The following is an 18,561-nucleotide window of genomic DNA, read 5'->3' on the forward strand; positions in this document are numbered from 1 at the left end:
CTGAAATAAGGAACACTGCTTTATGCGTCGCGGACTCATTCATTGGTCTCTAGAGGAATTGCCCGCCGCCGCGCTCGAAGCGCGGGTGGCGCGTCTGCAAGCAGGCATGCGTGCCGAAGGTTTGGGGGCGGTGCTGGTTTACTCCTCATTTGCGCAACCGGCGCCGCTGCAGTGGCTGTGTAACTACGTCCCGTACTGGAGCGAGGCGCTCCTCGTGGTGTGGGCTGAGGGTGCCCCCACGATGCTCGTGGCAGGCACGCCGCGTACGCACAGCTGGATCCGCTCGGTGTCGCATATGGGTGAACTGGTCGCCGCGCCCAAGCCCGGCGCGCAGGCGGCCGACCTGCTGACCAAGATGCTGCCGGCCGATGCGCGTGTCGGGGTGATCGCGCTCGATGCGCTGCCCTGGACCGTGGCCGAGCCCCTTCTCAAGGGTGGTTGGGGCGCCCGTTTGATTGATGCCACCGCCTTGTATGTCGCTGCGCGGCACCCGGGTGACGACGCCGAACACGGCATGGCACGCACGGCGCTGGGCATCGCCGAACGCGCCATCGCTGGTGTGCCGGCGGCTGCGCGCAAGGTGTCCGAGGTGCTTGCGGCGATCGATGGCGCGGCGCGTCTGGCCGGTGCCGAAGAGGTTTTGCTGCGCATGGCACCGGACCTGGCGCGAGACGCCACGCTGCTGCGCATGGAAGGCGACCCCGACCTGGGCGCCCGTTACGCGATCGAATGCTCTGTGGCGTACAAGGGCGTGTGGGTGCGCGTGGGGCGTAACGTCACGAACGCTGCGCCGCCGTCCTCATGGGCGGCTGCCGATGCCTGGTTTGACCACGCCCTGCAGCAAATCGGTGGCCCCCAGGCGGTGGCCGACCTCGCTGCAACAGCGCCGGGCAAACTGACGGGCTGGACTCTGGAGGCTAGCATCGGCCCGGCGCCGCTGTCTGTGGTGGCAAGCCATGACCAGCCTGCTGCGCGCGCCCTGCCAAAGAGCAGCCTGGTGGTGTTCTCGATGCATCTGGTGCTGGAGGGCGGAGCCTGGCAGCGCAGCGCACCGCTACGACTGGGCGCCGGTGCACTTGCCCCCGCGACAGCGATTGCGGTGGCGGCCTGAGCTACCATGACAAATTCTCCGGTGGCCCCGGCCATCGACGCACTCGCGCAGTTCGCCGCCACCGCGTCGGCAGCCGATTGCATGTCCCATCTGGCCCTGCACACAGCCGACGCCATGGTTGCCCTGCGGGCCGGCGCTGCTACGGCGGAAGGCCAAGCGCTGCTGCGTTTTGTCGCGGGTGCGGATGCCAGCCCGCTCGGCCGCGTGGTGGCCAACGCCTCGGTCATGCGCCTGACCGAAATCGATGACATCCATCGCGCGTCCTGCGTGACCGTGAGTGCATTGACGGTGCCTGTGGCGGTGGCGTTTGCCACCGACGACACGTCACCCGCCCAGTTCTTCGACGCGCTGCACGTTGGCCATGAACTCGCGCTGCGCCTCGCGCTGGCAGCGGGCGGCGCCCGCTTGTTGACCCGCGGCCAGTGGCCCAGCCTGATCGTCGCGCCGTTTGGCGCAGCCGCCACGGCCGGCCGCCTGCTGGGCCTCTCGCCCGCGCGCATCCGCCACGCCTTGGCCCTTGCCGTGTCCTCTGCGCCTCGCCAACCCGGGCGCTTCCAGGGCACGCGCTCAGGCCGCTGGTGGCTGGTTGGCGAGGCGGTGCGCAGCGGTTGCATGGCTGCCCTGGCGGCCGCCGATGGCATCGACGGTGACCCGGAAATGCTCAGCGCTGAGTGGTTGAAAAGTGTGGGCGGCGACCTGGCCGCACCTGACCAACTGACGCCCACCGGGCTGCTGACCCAGGGCCTCAGCATCAAGCCCCACGCATCGGCCAAGCAGGCGCTGGCAGCCATCCACGGACTGCGTCAGTTGATTGCGCAGCATCAACTCGTGCCCGAACAGATCGATGCCATCGAGGTTCAGGTGCCACCGCCGTATGCCGCGATGCTCGATCGCGATCCGCCACGCACCAACCGTCTGGCCACGCTGGTCAACGCGCCCTGGCAACTGGCGCTGGCGGCCTTGCACCCTGCGCTGCTCGACGACGTTGGCCGCGAGGTGTGGCCCGAAGATCCCCGCTTGCCGGCACTGGCTGCACGGATACGGGTGGTGGCCGACCCGACGCTCGACGCCCTGTACCCAGTCGCCTTTCCTGCACGCGTGATCGTGCGCGTCGGCGGCACCCACCACGAGATCCTAGTAACCGACAGCCCAGGGGACCCGGCGCTCGCCTACGACGCTGCCCAGTTAATCGACAAGGCGCGCCGCATGCTTGGCACTGGGGCCGAACTCGACTCGGTGCGCTCTGTCCTGGGCCTGCCCGGGAACGCGTCTGCCATGGCCAGCTTGCGCGCCGTCTTCGGCTATGCTGCGAATGAGCACATTGACCGGGGTCTTTCCATTCATCCTTAGCCCTGTAGCAAATAAGAGAAGTCACAACCATGCGCATCATCGATTCCCACTTCCACTGGTGGCCACGCTCGGTGTTCGAGGAAGCCCTTCGCGCCGAGCGCACCAGCTACCCGCGTATTGAGCGCAATGCCAATGGCGGCTATGACCTGTGCCGCAACCCTGGCACCACCGGGCGCTCCCGTCAGAACGCTGAGTGGTTTGACCTCGATGAGCAGTTCGCCCACATGGCGACACTGGGACACGATGTGGACGTGATCTGTTCCATCGGGCCGTTTTCGCTCTATTTTTCCGAGGTGCCCGTGGAAGAGGGCAGGGCGCTCGCGATGCGCTGGAACGAAGAGATGGCTGCCGCCCAGCGTCGTTACCCCGGTCGCCTGTGGGCCAGCGCCGCGCTCCCCCTGCAGGACACGCAGGTGGCGCTCGAGGTGCTCGAGCATGCAGTGGGCCTGGGCCTGATGGGCGTCAACATCCCCGGCAGCGTCGGCCCCCATGAGAACATCGATGCCCCGCGCCTGGAGCCGCTGTACGCCCGCATCGAGGCCCTGGGCCTGCCGATCTTCATGCACCCAACCGACGCCCAGTTCCCGGACATCCTGGAGGGCTATAACGGCGCGCTCTATTCAAGCGTGGGGCGCGTGGTCGATGTGACCGTGTCTGCCTACCGGCTGGTGCTGTCGGGGATCATGGAGCGCCATCCGGACCTCAAGGTGGTAATTTCCCATACCGGCGGCGCCTTGCCTTATCAGGCCGGCCGCATGGACAAGAACTCTGGCAGGGCCAACCTGCCCAAGTCGCCCACGACGTACCTCAAGCGCATGGTCACCGACACCGTGTCGCCGCACGCGATGGGTGTGCGGTTCGCGCTCGAGTTCTATGGCGTCGACCACGTCATGTACGGCACCGACTACCCGTGCTGGAGTCCTGCGGCCTGCCTCCAAGTGCTGGAGGAGGTCGGCATGTCGGCTGAGGACCGCCAGAAGGTGATGTACGACAACGCGCGCAGGTTTTTCAACCTCGACAAGTACTGATCACTCCGGCGTCACGCCCGCCTTCAGCAGCACTTTCGACAGTTGGGGCGTCTCGACCTTGATCTGATTCGTCAGTGCGGCCGGCGTGCTGGTCACGATCTCGACACCCATCTGTGTGGCCCGCTCTTTCATCGCCGGCGACTTGAGCACGGCAACGAACTCGCGGTTCAGACGGTCGACCAGAGGCCGCGGCATGCCCGCCGGGCCAAACAGCCCGAACCAGGGCAGCAGGTCCACACCGGGCACACCTGCCTCGGCGATCGTCGCCAGATCCGGACGCTCTTCGGAGCGTTTGACCCCGGCCGAGGCAATCACACGGGCCTTGCCCTGCTTGACCTGCGCCATGCTGTTGTTGCCGTTGAAGAAGATGTCGACCTGCCCCGAAATCAGTGCGTTGGTCGCCTCGGGACCGCCCTTGAAGGGCACGTGCAGCATGTCCACACCAGCTTCGGACTTGAACATCTCGCCGAGCACATGCGCAGCGGTGACGGGACCAATCGAAGCAAAGGTCAGTTTACCCGGCTTTGATTTGGCCAGCGCGATCAGTTCTGCCGTGTTCTTGGCGGGCACCGAAGGATTGACATACAGGTACATCGGTGTCACGAACATCATGGTGATCGGGGAGAAGTCCGCGATCGGGTCATAGGGCAGCTTCTTGCGCACGACCGCGTTCAGCACCAAGCCGCCCTGTGTGCCAAGGTACAGCGTGTAGCCGTCCGGCGCAGCCCGCGCCGCGAGTTCGGCGCCAATGACCTGGCTGGCGCCCGGCTTGTTATCGACCACGATCGGTTGACCCAACTGCACGGTCATCAGCTGCGCAACGGAGCGAACGAACAGGTCACCGATGCTGCCCGGCGTGAACCCGACGATGATCTTCAACGGGCGGCTGGGATAGGCGTCCGCTGCTGTTTGCGCCCCGGCGCTGGAAAGCATCCACGGTGCAGCCGAAGCACCCAGCAGGAGGGCGCGCCGACTCATCCGCTCGTTGGCGTGCTGAATGTGCGGACTCTGTTTGGTGGGTGCAGGCATGGTGTCTCCTCGGTTTGTATAGGGCGGTATTTCACGGGTTGCCCTGGCGTTTGGCAATGGTGCAATGCCCTATGGCACGATAACAATGTGGTTATGACTCCGGCCACTGCAGGCGTTTCGACAACAAAGACAGGTGTCACGGCGAATTGCAGGGATGGCGAAATGCCGCGGATCCCGGCGTGTTGGGCCCCTGAGTCAGGGCCCCCACCTGGCCTGCTACACTCGCAGGCTCCGGAGAGGTGGATGAGCGGTTTAAGTCGCACGCCTGGAAAGCGTGTGAGGGTTAATAGCCCTCCGCGGGTTCGAATCCCGCCCTCTCCGCCAGACCGCCAGAAAAAAAGCGCCCCAAAGGGCGCTTTTTTTGTCCCTTTCAGGGCAGCACCTTCAGCTCGCTGTGATGCCGCGGGCCCTTACCACCTGCCGCCACTTGGTGATTTCGGCGGTGAGGAAGGCGCGCAGTTCCGCCGGAGTGCCCGTGGAGGGCTCCAGTCCCTCGGCCTTGAGCAACTTGAGTGCTTCCGGCGAGTTCATGGCGCGCCGGATCTCCGTGTTGAGGCGGTTCACGATAGGAGCCGGCGTGCCCGCTGGCGCCAAGAAGCAGGCCCAGCCGCTTGCATCAAAGCCGGGGAGCCCCGACTCGGCCATGGTGGGCACGTCGGGCATGACGCTGATGCGCTTGCGCGTCGACACCGCAAGGGCCCGCAATTTCCCGCTGGCGACCTGGGGCAGTGCCGTGGTCGACGAGGCAAAAGCGAACTGGATGTGGCCAGCGAGCAGGTCCGCCATCATGGGGCCGCCGCCCTTGTACGGAACGTGCACAAACTGCACATCCTCCATGCTGGCCGCCAACTCGGCCGCCAGGTGGCCCGCCGTGCCGCTGCCGGACGAGCCGTAGGCCAGCGTCGCTGGCTTGGCTCGGGCCTGCGCAATCAGTTCGCCAACGGTGCGAGCAGACATACTCGGGTGCACCACCAGAACGTTGCTCGCTTCCAGCGCCAAGGTGATCGGCTCGAAGTCCTTCAAGCTGTCGTAGGGCGTCGATTTGACAAGGATGGGCGCCATCGCGATGGGCGCGATCGCACCCACCAGGAGGGTGTAGCCATCTGCCGGGGCGCGCGCCACAAACTCTGACGCAATCGCCCCGTTCGCGCCGGCCTTGTTGTCGACGACGACCGACTGGCCCAGGCTCTCCGCGAGCCGGGCTGCCACCAAGCGCCCGAGCAGATCTGCCGTCCCGCCGGGGCTGGAAGGAATCACCATGCGCAAGGGCCGTGACGGGTACCCGGCTTGGGCCTGGGCCACGCCATGCAGGCCCAGGCCCACTGTGATGATCGCCTCGCGGCGGGAAATCATGGATCCCTGAGGACGGGTGGCAACGGCAGATTTCTGATCGTGTGTCGGCATGGTCGTTCCTTGGTGTTGGAAATGGGTGAGAAGGGCAGAGTTTTGAATGGGAAATAGCAGCGCCTGATCCTCAGGCGTGGACGCTGTTCGGGGTCAACAGACCATCAAGCTCTCGCACGTTGGCGACGTGCTCTAAGCCCAGGATCCGGTCAGCCAGTGTCTGTGCCCGCTGTGCGCCCAGGATAGGCTGCATGAGGTCCACCGCCTTGTGAGTGACCTCCGACGTGCTCATCGGGTTATCGGGCGTGCCGCGCACATGTTGCACACGCTGTGTCAGGACGCGACCACCTCGCAGATGTACGTGGACGATGGCCTGCCGCGGGTGGCTTTCAAACTCAGCGTTGTCTTGCGGGTCGATGGAGATCCGGCGACGCAGAGAAATCACGGCTTCCTCGTTGAACCGCTGTAGGTCGTGGGTCGAGTGGAACGTCACGTCGCCATCGAGCAGCATGAGTGACAGCTGGTGCTGCAGGTTCACGGCGGGCATGGCCCGGTTATCCACCACCGGAGCAGCCGCGCGCGGCAGCGCCACGACGATGCGTTCGACTTCACTCGCGGTAAAGCGGTACTCCTGCAGAAGCAGCTCCAGCGCGTCGAGTGCCGCCTGGATCGGCGAGCCCACGCACCATTTTTTGATCGCCGTGCGCATGACCTCGTAGCGCTCGCCGAGCAGCTCAATGGCCAGCTCCGGCCGCGTCGTGGCCGGATGGGCGGCGAACAAACCCGGTTTTCCTTCGAGAGCGTCGGCGACACCGGTGAAGCCTTGGGAGGCCATGATGGCAGCCAGGACGCCGTTGTGCGCCGGCATGCCGCCGAAGTCGAAGGCCTTCTCGATGTGGTCGGGGTCGCGCCGCCAACAGGTATTGCCTGACGCGAGCTGCACGGCATAGGCCAGCGCCCAGACGGCCTGGCGCGTATCAGGGCGCAACAGGGCAGTGGCGGCGGCGACCGCTCCGAAGACGCCCCCGATGGCATGGGAGCTGTGGTGGCGGTCGAAGATCTCGACACCGCCCAGCGCCTCGGCGATGCGCGGCCCCACGTCGTAACCCGCGACCACCGCACGCAGCAAGGCCTGCCCGTGGGCGTTTTCACGGGACGCCACCGCCAGAGCCGCCGGCACGATGGCACAACCCGGGTGCGTGAGGGAGGGCGCATGGGAGTCGTCGGTTTCGTCGGCGTGCGCCAGCATGCCGTTGGCAAGTGCCGCGTGCAGGACGCCAACGCGGGTGTTCGTACCAATGACCAGTGCGTCCGGGTTCCCTCCGAAAGACAAGGCCAAGGGAATTGCCTTCGCAGCGGCCTCCAGCTGCGTGCCGGAGACCATCGCAGCGACGGTGTCCAGAATGTGTAGCTTGGCCTTCTCCCTCACTTCCGGCGGCAGCTCGCGTTGCTGCGCCGTCGCCATGTGCTCGGCGATTCGCTGAGTCAGCACAGGAAGATTCCGCCGTTGACGTGAACGGTCTGTCCGGTGACCCAGGAGAACTGATCGCTGCACAGAGCAGCAATGACGCCAGAGAGGTCCTGAGGGACGCCGGTGCGGCCCATGGGGATGGATTCGGGCGGGAAGTGGTTGCGGCGAAACCGGGTGGCATCGGCATCGTCGGCCGGATCCTCGATCAGGCCTGGCGCGACGCAGTTGACGGTAACCCGAGGCCCAAGCTCGAGCGCCAGTGCCTTGGTCAAACCGACCAGCCCCGCTTTCGCCGCCACGACGTGCACGCGGTCGCGGGCGCCCACGTGGGCGGTGACGCCGCCGATATTGATGATGCGACCGGCTGCGCTTTGAACCAGGTGCGGGTAGGCCGCGTGGGCGCAGAAAAAAGCGCCGTCCAGAATGACGCCCATGGCCTCTCGCCATTCCCGGGGGCCCAATTGGTCCAGCTTGACCGTACGTCGGACAGCTGCGTTATTGACCAGAATGTCGAGACCGCCGAACTCGGCGACGGCGAAGTCAACGAGCCGCTGCGCCTCCTCAGGTATGGAGATGTCTGCCAGTTGCAGCATCGCGCGGCCTCCCGCAGCATGGATCAATTCGACGGTTTGCTCGCAATTGGCCCGATCGCTGCGTGCATGCACCACCACCGCGGCGCCTCGGGACGCCAGTTCTAGCGCAATCGCCCGTCCAATTCGCCTGGCGCTACCGGTCACCAGCGCTACGCGCCCGATCAGATTCTTTTCATGTGAGACGGTTGTCATCGGTTCCTTCAACGGGATGAGGTGGACTGAAGCGAGCCCTTAAATTCCGCTCACCGGATTCAGTTTCTGCTCTTTCGGAAAAAGTATAGCCCTCACAGGACCGGAATGCCCTGCAGCCAAGACCCGGCAGCTTTCCGTTGGGACACTTCGTGACCTCGCGCAAGCGCGTCTGCCTGCGCGCTGCTCAGAAAGGAGGAACTGGGGGTCTGGTGCTGGCGAGCACTGCACCCGCCATGCGATTCCTCAAAGCACAGCCTTTTCACTGGCCACCAACGCGGCAAGCCTTCTGACGATTTCCTCGACCGACTCGCTGCCTGCATTGGCTTCAAATTCGGCAGCATCTGGCACTTCGTACGGGCTGTTGACGCCGGTCAGGTTCGGGATCTTGCCGGCCCTCGCCTGTTTGTAGAGCCCCTTCACATCGCGCTGCTCGCATACCTCCAGGGGCGTGCTGACATAGACCTCCAGAAAATGCGCGTCCCCGATGAGCTCTCTTGACATTTCTCGATCGCGTTTGAAGGGCGAAATGAACGCAGTGATCACAATAAGACCTGCATCCATCATGAGCTTGGCAACCTCAGCAACCCGCCTGATGTTTTCAACACGGTCTGCCTCTGTGAACCCCAAATCTTTGTTGAGCCCTTGGCGCACGTTGTCGCCGTCCAGAACGTAGGTCCTTTTGCCCTGGGTGTGGAATTCTTTTTCAAGGGCATTTGCAATGGTTGATTTGCCAGAGCCGGAGAGTCCTGTGAACCAGATGACCTTCGCTCTGTGACCATTGAGCCGTTCCCGATCGACCTGAGTGATGCTGAGTGCCTGCCGGTGCACATTCCGGGCGCGCCTCAAGCTGTGTCTGATCATGCCGGCGCCTACCGTCGCGTGAGAGAACCTGTCGACCAGAATGAAGCCACCCAGACAAACACTCTCGTCATAGGGTGCGCATGCCAGAGGCTTGCTCAGGGCCAGATTGGCGACAGAAATGTCGTTCAAGGCCAGCTGGCCACATGATTCATGCGCCTGCGTGTTCACATCGATACGGTATTTCAGCCTGGTGATGCTGGCGCTCGCCCACTGGCTGGCCAGTTTCAACTCATAGGTGCGCCCGACCAAGCCTGGTTCATCGTGCAGCCACACCAGCGTAGCCTCGAATTGGTCGGTCATCTCGACGGGCGCGTCTGCCAGGGCAATGACATCTCCCCGCGAGACGTCAACCTCCTTGTCCAATACCAGGGTCAAGGCCGCACCAGCCTCGGCAGTCTCCAATTGACCTTCGGCGGTCACGATCTGCGCGAGTGTGGCGGTCTGCCCGGATGCCGTCACCCGAAGTGCGTCACCGACCGTCAAGCGTCCCGTTGCCAGGGTGCCGCTGAACCCGCGGAAATTGGCATTCGGCCGGTTCACCCATTGGACGGGGAACACTGTGGCGTTCTGGCTTGGTTTTGCAACCGGCAAGGTCTCCAGGCAACCCATCAGGGTTGGGCCGTGATGCCAGGCGATGCGTGCCGATCGCTCAGTGATGTTGTCACCTTTGAGGGCAGACACCGGGACGGGTGTGATGCTCGCGAGCGCCAGCGACTTCGCGACGTTGGTGAAATCGGCAACGATGGTGTCAAAAACCTTTTTGTCATAGCCCACCAAGTCCATTTTGTTCACGGCCAGAACGACATGGCGGATGCCCACCAAAGAGGCTAAAAAGGCATGCCTCCGGGTCTGCGTGACAACGCCCTGGCGGGCATCAACAAGCAGTACCGCCGCGTCGGCTGTTGAGGCCCCAGTGACCATGTTGCGGGTGTACTGCTCATGGCCAGGCGTATCGGCCACGATGAACTTTCGTCGGGGCGTGGAGAAGAAACGGTATGCCACATCGATCGTGATGCCTTGCTCACGCTCCGCAGCCAATCCATCGACGAGCAGCGCAAAGTCGATGTCTCGCCCCTGTGTACCGTGCTGTCTGGAGTCAGCCTGCAAAGCCGCCAGTTGGTCATCAAAGACTTGTTGCGACTCCCAAAGCAATCTGCCAATGAGCGTGCTTTTTCCGTCGTCCACACTGCCGCAGGTAATGAATCGCAGCAATTGCTGCCGGGCTTGATGGTCCAGCCAATCCTGGATCGTTTCAAATCTTGGCGCGGAGTAAGTGGCGCTTCCCGCATCAGTCAAGGTTATTGGGGAGTGGCTGAGCATCAGAAGTAGCCCTCCTGCTTTTTCTTCTCCATGGAGCTTGCGCTGTCAGTGTCAATCTTGCGACCCTGGCGTTCGGACTGCCGGGCACGAATGGTTTCCAGCAAGATGTCCTCCAAAGTTTCGGCCTCCGACTCGACAGCGCCTGTCAACGGGTAGCAACCCAGCGTTCGGAAGCGGACTTTCTTGACCTGGATTTCTTCGCCGGGCAGGAGTCGACAGCGGTCGTCATCGACCATCATGATCATCTCTGGCCGCACCACCACCGGCCGAGGCTTGGCGAAGTACAACGGCACTACGGGGATCGCCTCTTGATAGATGTATTGCCAGATGTCCAGTTCTGTCCAGTTGCTCAAGGGAAAGACCCTGATACTTTCTCCAGGGCTTGTTCGGGTGTTGTAGAGGTTCCATAGCTCTGGGCGCTGGTTCTTCGGGTCCCAGCGGTGAGAAGCGGTCCGGAAAGAAAACACCCGTTCCTTGGCTCTGGCTTTTTCCTCATCGCGGCGGGCACCACCAAAGACCAAGTCGAACTTGTGATGATCCAGCGCCTGCTTAAGCCCTTCCGTCTTGGTCACATCGGTGTGCAGCGCAGACCCGTGATCAAAGGGGTTGATGTTTTTCTCAATCGCTTCCGGATTGGTGTGAACGAGCAGATCCATCCCACATTCCCGAGCCATGAAATCCCGAAACGCATACATCTCCCGAAACTTCCATCGCGTATCAATGTGGAGCAGAGGAAACGGCGGCGGCGTTGGGTAAAAGGCTTTGCGTGCCAAGTGCAGCATGACACCGCTGTCCTTGCCAATCGAGTACAGCATCACCGGATTTCGGGCCTCGGCCACCGCCTCGCGCAACACATGAATACTCTCGGCTTCGAGCAGTCGCAGGTGCGGGGAGGGCGTCAGATCAGGCTTGCGAATTCCGCTGCGGTACAACCCTTCGGTCGACCCTTCGAATGAGGCGGGTTGGCATGCGGGCAGAGAGTGTTGGCTGTTCATTGCGGTCGGATTTGCTCGAAGGTGGCACGCGTGCGCGCGAAGAGGTAAACATGGCTATATCGGGTGAGAAATCCGACCGCTCCGAGACCAGCCAAACAAAGGACAAAGACCGCCCTCAGGGAAGCCTGGACCAGTCCCGATAAAGGTTGCCCAGGTCATTGGCCGGCGCGTCGTTTGAAAACGCTACCAGGATTCGCTTGTTTCTTTTGTTCCAGGCCACGATCTGGCCACCGACCCCGTGGGCATAGAAGGAATTCGGAACGAGCTTGTGTTCAACCCAAGTGAAGAAACCGAAATGGCTGAACAAGTTGAACGGCCCGTTGGGCCCGCGCGTGGCGATCTGTGGCTTGGCCGCCTCCCGCAAAAATTTTCCCAGACAGGTCTCTTCGTCGTAGGACTCGCGGACCCACACTGCAAAACGCGCCCAGTCGTTCAAAGTCATCTGGAGCGCACCGGATGCAAATGCGAAGTTACGTCGATCGGTCCGCAAAATGGCTGGGCCTGCGATCGAAGCCGCCTTGAGGACAGATTGATCCACCCAGTCCGAGAAGTGCATACCAGCGACCTTCGACACCATTAGGGCGACCATTTCCGGATCTGAATTTCGGTAGGCAAACACAGATCCCGGCTGACGTGGCCGGCCTGAGAGATCCTTTTCGGCCGTGTGGACCTTTGGCGTGAGCATCAGATCCTTGATCGTCATCCGACCAGACCAGATTTCTCGAAACTGATCGGGTGTCGCCACATTGGAGTCTCGCAAGCCGACCCAGGTTCCCGAGCCCATGGTCAGCAGGTCCTTCAAGGAAGCACCGCCCATATCAGTGCCTGAAAACTCGGGCAATACCTCGCTAACCTTTGATTCCATCGTGATCAGATTTCGACAAACAGCCTGTCCAGCAGCGATGGCTGTGACGGTCTTGCCGATGCTCAGGCCATAAAACAGCGCGTCCTGAGGGATACCGTCCTTCCAACTCGCATGAATGACCTTGTCGCCATGAATGAGCGCCAGCCCCCTGATGCTTGAGGCGCTAAATACGCGCTTGGCTGCGTCAACGACGGACTGCTCCTGCGGGTCTGGTGCTCGAGCATTGAGGGCACGGGGGGTTCCGTTAACGCCCACTTGGTAATCCCAGGGTCGCCCCTTGTTGATCAAGAGAGCGTCACAGGCACCGCTGCTGCCCTCGCATGGGTTTTGGGCCGCCACAGTGCTTGCCAGGAGGATGGCCCCAAAAAACAGTAACGACCGGATCAGGCCGGCGGCTACCGACTGCATGCGCCTTGTTTGATTGAAGGGTGTTGACATCAGAAAGCTCATTGGGTGAAGGACTAGATGAGCTCACTTTAGCCTGTTTGGATTACCTGGAAACCCATAAACGACCCATAGAGAAACCACTCGCGAACGCGCAATAGAGAAAGCAAATCACTGGGTAGCGCCGGGGCCAGAGCCGAAGGCGCTGTCGCTGATGCGTTGATGCGTGGCGAGTTCTCAATCCACTTTGCGATGGCCTCACGATGGCCGGATGCAGGAGACAGCTGGCTGCCGATAAAGATCAACCTCATCGCAATTCATTTCTTTGTATTAATTTATCCTTTGAACAGATTGATAAGAACTCAATCAGCTTCTCGGCGATGGAGGAAACGGCAGTCTACTGGATCAATCAGTGAGCCATTGCTAGTTGAAACCACTAGTTGTTTTTGAAAACGTATCCAATTTCGGATTTGTATCGGCCCCTTCTGATCCACTCTCTTCACCCCACCGGGTCAGGTTTCAGGACCCACTTTTTTTCTCGGGGGCTGGCGCATGCGCACTGCGCGGTTTATCCACTCGTGCCTCGGCCCCCACAGGGGTCCGACGCACGAGGCCCGAGGCAAGCTACGGGAAATTAGTTCAAAAGAGTCCATGGGCGTGCGAATGCATCGAACGACCCCTGAACTTCGCAAATCAGGTCAACCGGCTGCGTCGGAAATCCGTTTGAGTACCATCAGGCTTGGTCTCTCATCTTTCAATCATCACTACAAGGGAAACACCATGAACGGTTCATCTAGCACCTCCAACCGCCGCACCTTCATCCTTCACTCCATCGCCGCCACCGGCCTCGTCGCCGCCGCTGGCGCCGCACAGGCCCAGCCCATGGCCTCCGAGAAGGACCCGGCCGCCGCCGGACTGGGCTACAAGGAAGACGCGACCAAGGTCGACAAGGCCAAGTTCCCCAAGTACGCCCCAGGCCAGAACTGTGCCAACTGCGCTCTGTATCAGGCCAAGGCCGGCGCTCCCGCCGGTGGCTGCCCACTGTTCGCCGGCAAGCAGGTTTCTGCCAAAGCCTGGTGCAACTCCTGGGTCAAGAAGGGCTGATCCACTTTTCGATGTAAGCCCAAGGGCTGGCCAGGGTGACCTGGCCAGCCCTTCTTCATTGGGGCGTGGCTCGGCTTGGGCCGCTGTCCGACATGCCTTTGGTGGGCGTATTCCTATCGTCGGGCCTTCCGACTTCAGGAGCGCCCCATGCAGATTCCCGCCGACCCCCATGCCCCACTTGACCACTCCCCACTGGCCCATTCTCCAGGGCTGGCAAGGCGCCAGTTCAATGCCTTCGGGCTTGCCGCCCTTTCCGGGCTCGGAACCGGCCTAGCAGGCTGTGGGGGCGGCACGCCGGGCCAGGCAAACCTCGCAGGAGCGGGCGAGGGCGGCCAGGCGCAGGAAGAGGCACACCCCCGGGCTTTGAGCACGGTCGGTGCCGGCATGCAGGGCCTGACCGAGTGGACGGTGGCGAGCCCGGAAGGCCAAGTCCTGGCCCTCAAGTCCCTGAACCGCCTTGCCAATGGCGAGGTCGCACTGACCTGGACCGAGTCGCCGCTACCAGGCGCCGAGGGGCCCCGCAGGCTGCGGCTGCAGCGCTTGTCCTGCCAAGGAGGCTGTGCAATTTCTGAGCGGCTTCTGGTCGAGGGCCTCGTGGATCCCGGCGCAGCGCTGACCGTCTTGCCCGACGGCAGCACCCTGGTTGCCTGGCGCGACACCCTCGAGCGGGTGCCGAACCATGCGCTGTCGGTGCAATGTCGGCTCTTTCTGCAACGCTTCACGTCCGCCGGCACACCGGCAAGCCCGCCGGAGTTGGTCGATGCCTTCCTCTTCAGCAACCGCCTCGAGGGAGGCGGTCGAGCGATGGGGCCGCCTGCCATCGGTCATTGGGAGGACGGCAGCTTCGTCGTCACCTGGGCCGACCTGCGGACGTTCGGTAGCTTCCCAGGCCTGGGCACCTCGGTCCGGGCCCGCCGCTACCACACCAACGGCTGGCCGGTGGCACCGGCCCAGACCGTGGCCACCAGCAACCGGGAGGAGACCTACAGCCTCGACCTGCCGCCTGCCAGCGGCGGGTATGTCATCAGCCATGTCCAGGAGCCGCGAGCGCCATTTCATCAGGCCATCTTGCCCCTGGATTTCTGGAACCCCCTCCCGGCCCCACGCTTCACAGGCCTGCTGCCTGGCTCTTTCTACCTTTCGATGGGCATTTACGGTAGCTTGCTCTTTGCCGGGCGCGCCGATGCGGCCACGGGCCGGCCGGTCTACACCCGCGACCGCTTCGATTACAGCGGCCACCCGGTGGGCTCGCCTGCGCCGCTGGCCAGCCTGCCGATGGGAGGGGTAGCCCTCAAGAATGTGGAGTTCCTTGCCCTGCGCGCATCTGCCCATGCAGGACAGCGCCAAGCCCAGCGGATGGACAAATACGGCCGGATGATCGGCACCCCGTTCGACCTGCCACAGGGAATGACCTTGCTGCTGGGCGACGGTTCACTGCTGGTGGCTTGGACCATTGCCGGCTCCACCAGTTCTGCCAGTCCTGCAAGCTCGACAAGCCCCGCAACCGGGCCCACAGGCAGCCGCTTGATGCTCCAGCGCTTCGTTCCCAATGCGCTCTCGCCAGGTTTGGCCAGCGTTTGAGTCCCCGCACAAGCAGGGCCGCCTGACCCGATGATCTGAGCCTGCCTGGTCGGACTGTCACAGGTTTTGCATACACTTCGGGCCTGACTCAATTAATGCGCCCGCCCGGGCGCCTCTGGCTGCGCCCATGAAATTTCGCTTTCCCATCGTCATCATCGACGAAGACTACCGCTCGGAAAACACCTCCGGCCTGGGCATTCGCGCCTTGGCGCAAGCGATCGAGGCCGAGGGCTTTGAGGTGCTGGGTGTGACCAGCTACGGTGATCTGTCGCAGTTCGCGCAGCAGCAAAGCCGGGCCAGCGCTTTCATTCTGTCGATTGACGACGAGGAGTTCACCCCCGGGCCGGATCTCGATCCGGCGGTGGTGAGCCTGCGCAACTTCATCGACGAAGTGCGGCGCAAGAATGCCGAAGTGCCGCTGTACGTGTACGGCGAAACCAAGACCAGCCGGCACCTGCCCAATGACGTGCTGCGCGAGTTGCACGGCTTCATTCACATGTTCGAGGACACGCCGGAGTTCGTGGCCCGCCACATCATTCGCGAGGCCAAGAGCTACCTAGAGAGCGTGCAGCCGCCTTTCTTCAAGGCCCTGCTTGATTACGCCGAAGACGGCTCCTACTCCTGGCACTGCCCGGGGCACTCTGGCGGGGTGGCCTTTCTCAAGAGCCCCATCGGCCAGATGTTCCACCAGTTCTTCGGCGAGAACATGCTGCGCGCCGACGTCTGCAATGCGGTGGACGAGTTGGGCCAACTGCTTGACCACACCGGCCCGGTGGCCGCCAGCGAGCGCAACGCGGCGCGCATCTTCAACGCCGACCATTGCTTCTTCGTCACCAATGGCACCTCCACCTCCAACAAGATGGTGTGGCACCACACGGTAGCGCCGGGTGACGTGGTGGTGGTAGACCGCAACTGCCACAAGTCCATCTTGCATTCGATCATCATGACCGGGGCGATCCCTGTGTTCATGAAGCCCACGCGCAACCACTTTGGCATCATCGGTCCGATCCCGCAGAGCGAATTCACGCCCGAGGCGATCAAGGCCAAGATCCGCGCCAACCCGTTGCTGGCGGGGGTGGATGCAGATAAGGTCAAGCCCCGTGTGATGACGCTCACCCAGTCGACCTACGACGGCGTTCTGTACAACACCGAGACCATCAAGAGCATGCTCGATGGTTACGTCGACACCCTGCACTTCGACGAGGCCTGGCTGCCGCACGCAGCCTTCCATCCGTTCTACGGCTCTTACCATGCCATGGGCAAACACCGCACGCGGCCCAAGGAGGCGCTGACCTTTGCCACCCAATCGACCCACAAGTTGCTGGCGGGCATCAGCCAGGCCAGCCACGTTCTGGTGCAGGACTCGCAGAACCGCAAGCTGGACAGGCACCTGTTCAACGAGGCCTACCTGATGCACACCTCGACCAGTCCGCAGTATGCGATCATCGCCAGCTGCGACGTGGCCGCAGCGATGATGGAGCCACCCGGCGGCACTGCCTTGGTTGAAGAAAGCATCCTTGAGGCCCTCGATTTCCGCCGCGCCATGCGCAAGGTAGACGAGGAGTACGGCAAGGACTGGTGGTTCAAGGTCTGGGGTCCGGACAAGCTGGCCGAGGACGGCATCGGCCGCGCCGACAACTGGATCATCAAGGGCGAATCGCGGGCTGCCAAATGGCACGGCTTCGGCAACCTGGCCGAAGGCTTCAACATGCTGGACCCGATCAAGTCCACCATCGTCACGCCTGGCATGGACCTCAATGGCAAGTTTGCCAAGACCGGCATTCCGGCGTCCATCGTGACCCGGTTTCTCGCCGAGCACGGCATCATCGTGGAGAAGACCGGCCTCTACAGCTTCTTCATCATGTTCACCATCGGCATCACCAAGGGCCGCTGGAACACCCTGCTCACGGCGCTACAGCAGTTCAAGGACGACTACGCGCGCAACCAGCCGATGTGGCGCATCCTGCCCGAGTTCTGCCAGCAGCACCCACGCTATGAGCGCATGGGCCTGGCCGACCTGTGCCAGCACCTTCACGAGCTCTACGCCAAGCATGACATCGCTCGCCTGACCACCGACATGTATCTGTCGGACCTCACGCCGGCGATGAAGCCCAGCGATGCCTTCGCTCATATCGCGCACCGCAAGACCGAGCGGGTGCCGATCGATGACCTCGAAGGTCGCATCACCACCAGCCTGATCACCCCTTACCCGCCGGGCATTCCGCTCTTGGTGCCGGGTGAAGTGTTCAACAAGAAAATTGTTGACTACCTCAAGTTCTCACGCGAATTCAACGCCCAGTGCCCGGGCTTTGAAACCGACATTCACGGCCTGGTCGAGGAGACCAACGCCGAAGGCAAGCCAGCCTACTTCGCCGACTGCGTCGCAAAGTAACGAAAAAACGCTGCGGGGGTTTTATTCCGCGTGGACCAAATGAAGAAGGCCGGGGAGACCCCGGCCTTCGTCTTTGGGTGTCCCGTCGTCGGGTTGCTTCGAAGGGGCGGTGGCGAATAGCCGCGCTTAGGCGCCGGCCGACTCGGCGATGCCGCCGACGACCTGGCTGAAGCCCCCATCGACATAGGTGATCTCAGCGCTGACGCCAGCCGCGAGGTCGGACAGCAGGAAGGCAGCCACATTGCCCACGTCGTCGATGGTCACATTGCGTCGGATCGGGGAGGTTTCGGCAACCACGCTCAGAATCTTGCCGAAGCCCTTGATACCGCTGGCTGCCAGCGTCTTGATCGGGCCGGCGCTGATGCCGTTGACCCGCATGCCCTTGGGTCCCAGGGACTCGGCCAGGTAGCGCACCGAGGCCTCGAGCGAGGCCTTGGCCAGGCCCATGGTGTTGTAGTTGGGAACGGTGCGGATGGCGCCCAGGTAGGTGAGGGTGAGCAGCGCCGACTTGTCGTTCAGGTGGGGCAGGGCGGCCTTGGCCATCGCCGGAAAGCTGTAGGCGCTGATGTCGTGGGCGATCTTGAAGCCCTCGCGTGAGAGGCCGTCCAAAAAGTCGCCGGCGATGGCCTCGCGCGGGGCGTAGCCGATAGCATGTACAAAACCGTCGAATTTCGGCCAGTGGGCCGTGAGATCGGTGAACAGCCTCTCGATCTGGGCGTCGTCCCCCACATCACAGTCGAACACCAGCTTGGAGCCAAAGTCGGCGGCGAATTCGGTGATTCGGTCCTTGAAGCGCTCGCCCACGTAGCTGAAAGCCAGCTCGGCACCCTGGGCGTGGCAGGCCCGGGCAATGCCGTAGGCGATGGATCGGTTGGACAGAACGCCCGTGATCAGCAGTTTCTTTCCTGTGAGGAAGCCCATGTTCTGTTCCGGTTGAAAAA

Annotated in this window: 14 protein-coding genes and 1 tRNA gene; 7 read left to right on the forward strand and 8 right to left on the reverse strand. The window is 62.8% G+C overall.

From position 1 onward, the window contains the following. The first annotated feature begins 22 nt into the window (after positions 1-22). The 3 genes from QE494_RS02940 to QE494_RS02950 are packed head-to-tail and all read left to right on the forward strand — an operon-like array spanning position 23 to position 3,489. Complete coding sequence (locus QE494_RS02940; protein WP_300041392.1) at positions 23-1,111, forward strand: aminopeptidase P family N-terminal domain-containing protein; 1,089 nt, start codon at positions 23-25, stop codon at positions 1,109-1,111. A 6-nt stretch (positions 1,112-1,117) separates the two neighbouring features. Next, positions 1,118-2,461 (forward strand): MmgE/PrpD family protein, encoded by a 1,344-nt coding sequence (locus tag QE494_RS02945; protein WP_300041394.1) that lies wholly within the window; start codon positions 1,118-1,120, stop codon positions 2,459-2,461. Between the two features lie 29 nt (positions 2,462-2,490). After that, entirely contained in the window at positions 2,491-3,489 is a 999-nt protein-coding gene (locus QE494_RS02950) for an amidohydrolase family protein (RefSeq protein WP_300041396.1), read from the forward strand. Here the strand turns inward: QE494_RS02950 and QE494_RS02955 are convergent, their stop codons facing one another. After that, positions 3,490-4,518 (reverse strand): tripartite tricarboxylate transporter substrate binding protein, encoded by a 1,029-nt coding sequence (locus QE494_RS02955; protein ID WP_300041398.1) that lies wholly within the window; start codon positions 4,516-4,518, stop codon positions 3,490-3,492. Between the two features lie 233 nt (positions 4,519-4,751). On the opposite strand from QE494_RS02955, the gene QE494_RS02960 reads away from it, so the two are divergent. Continuing rightward, positions 4,752-4,842, forward strand: a tRNA-Ser gene (locus QE494_RS02960). Positions 4,843-4,902: 60 nt separating this feature from the next. Here the strand turns inward: QE494_RS02960 and QE494_RS02965 are convergent. The 6 genes from QE494_RS02965 to QE494_RS02990 all read right to left on the reverse strand — a co-directional run bounded on the left by QE494_RS02965 (position 4,903) and on the right by QE494_RS02990 (position 12,597). Next, positions 4,903-5,922, reverse strand: a complete 1,020-nt coding sequence (locus QE494_RS02965; protein ID WP_300041400.1) for a tripartite tricarboxylate transporter substrate binding protein — start codon at positions 5,920-5,922, stop codon at positions 4,903-4,905. A gap of 70 nt (positions 5,923-5,992) precedes the next feature. After that, positions 5,993-7,354 (reverse strand): MmgE/PrpD family protein, encoded by a 1,362-nt coding sequence (locus QE494_RS02970; protein WP_300041402.1) that lies wholly within the window; start codon positions 7,352-7,354, stop codon positions 5,993-5,995. Then, positions 7,348-8,118 (reverse strand): SDR family NAD(P)-dependent oxidoreductase, encoded by a 771-nt coding sequence (locus tag QE494_RS02975; RefSeq protein WP_300041404.1) that lies wholly within the window; start codon positions 8,116-8,118, stop codon positions 7,348-7,350. The genes QE494_RS02970 and QE494_RS02975 overlap by 7 nt, the downstream gene beginning before the upstream one ends. 243 nt (positions 8,119-8,361) lie before the next feature. Beyond that, a complete protein-coding gene (cysN, locus tag QE494_RS02980; RefSeq protein ID WP_300041406.1) occupies positions 8,362-10,299 on the reverse strand; it encodes a sulfate adenylyltransferase subunit CysN in 1,938 nt (645 codons plus the stop codon). Beyond that, complete coding sequence (gene cysD / locus QE494_RS02985; protein ID WP_300041408.1) at positions 10,299-11,294, reverse strand: sulfate adenylyltransferase subunit CysD; 996 nt, start codon at positions 11,292-11,294, stop codon at positions 10,299-10,301. The genes cysN and cysD overlap by 1 nt, the downstream gene beginning before the upstream one ends. A gap of 115 nt (positions 11,295-11,409) precedes the next feature. Next, entirely contained in the window at positions 11,410-12,597 is a 1,188-nt protein-coding gene (locus tag QE494_RS02990) for a serine hydrolase (RefSeq protein ID WP_300041410.1), read from the reverse strand. 726 nt (positions 12,598-13,323) lie between these two features. Here QE494_RS02990 and QE494_RS02995 point away from each other — a divergent pair. From QE494_RS02995 to QE494_RS03005, 3 genes are all read left to right on the forward strand, one after another. Next, entirely contained in the window at positions 13,324-13,647 is a 324-nt protein-coding gene (locus QE494_RS02995; RefSeq protein ID WP_300041412.1) for a high-potential iron-sulfur protein, read from the forward strand. A 147-nt stretch (positions 13,648-13,794) separates the two neighbouring features. Continuing rightward, positions 13,795-15,228, forward strand: a complete 1,434-nt coding sequence (locus QE494_RS03000) for a hypothetical protein (protein ID WP_300041414.1) — start codon at positions 13,795-13,797, stop codon at positions 15,226-15,228. Between the two features lie 127 nt (positions 15,229-15,355). Next, positions 15,356-17,620: an arginine/lysine/ornithine decarboxylase gene (locus QE494_RS03005; RefSeq protein WP_300041416.1), complete on the forward strand. Its 2,265-nt coding sequence runs from the start codon at positions 15,356-15,358 to the stop codon at positions 17,618-17,620. A 126-nt stretch (positions 17,621-17,746) separates the two neighbouring features. Here the strand turns inward: QE494_RS03005 and fabI are convergent, their stop codons facing one another. Further along, positions 17,747-18,541, reverse strand: coding sequence for an enoyl-ACP reductase FabI (fabI, locus tag QE494_RS03010; protein ID WP_300041418.1), 795 nt, complete (start codon positions 18,539-18,541; stop codon positions 17,747-17,749). Positions 18,542-18,561 lie beyond the last annotated feature (20 nt).

The sequence above is a fragment of the Ramlibacter sp. genome (genome assembly GCF_029866045.1).
GTDB lineage: Bacteria > Pseudomonadota > Gammaproteobacteria > Burkholderiales > Burkholderiaceae_C > Ramlibacter.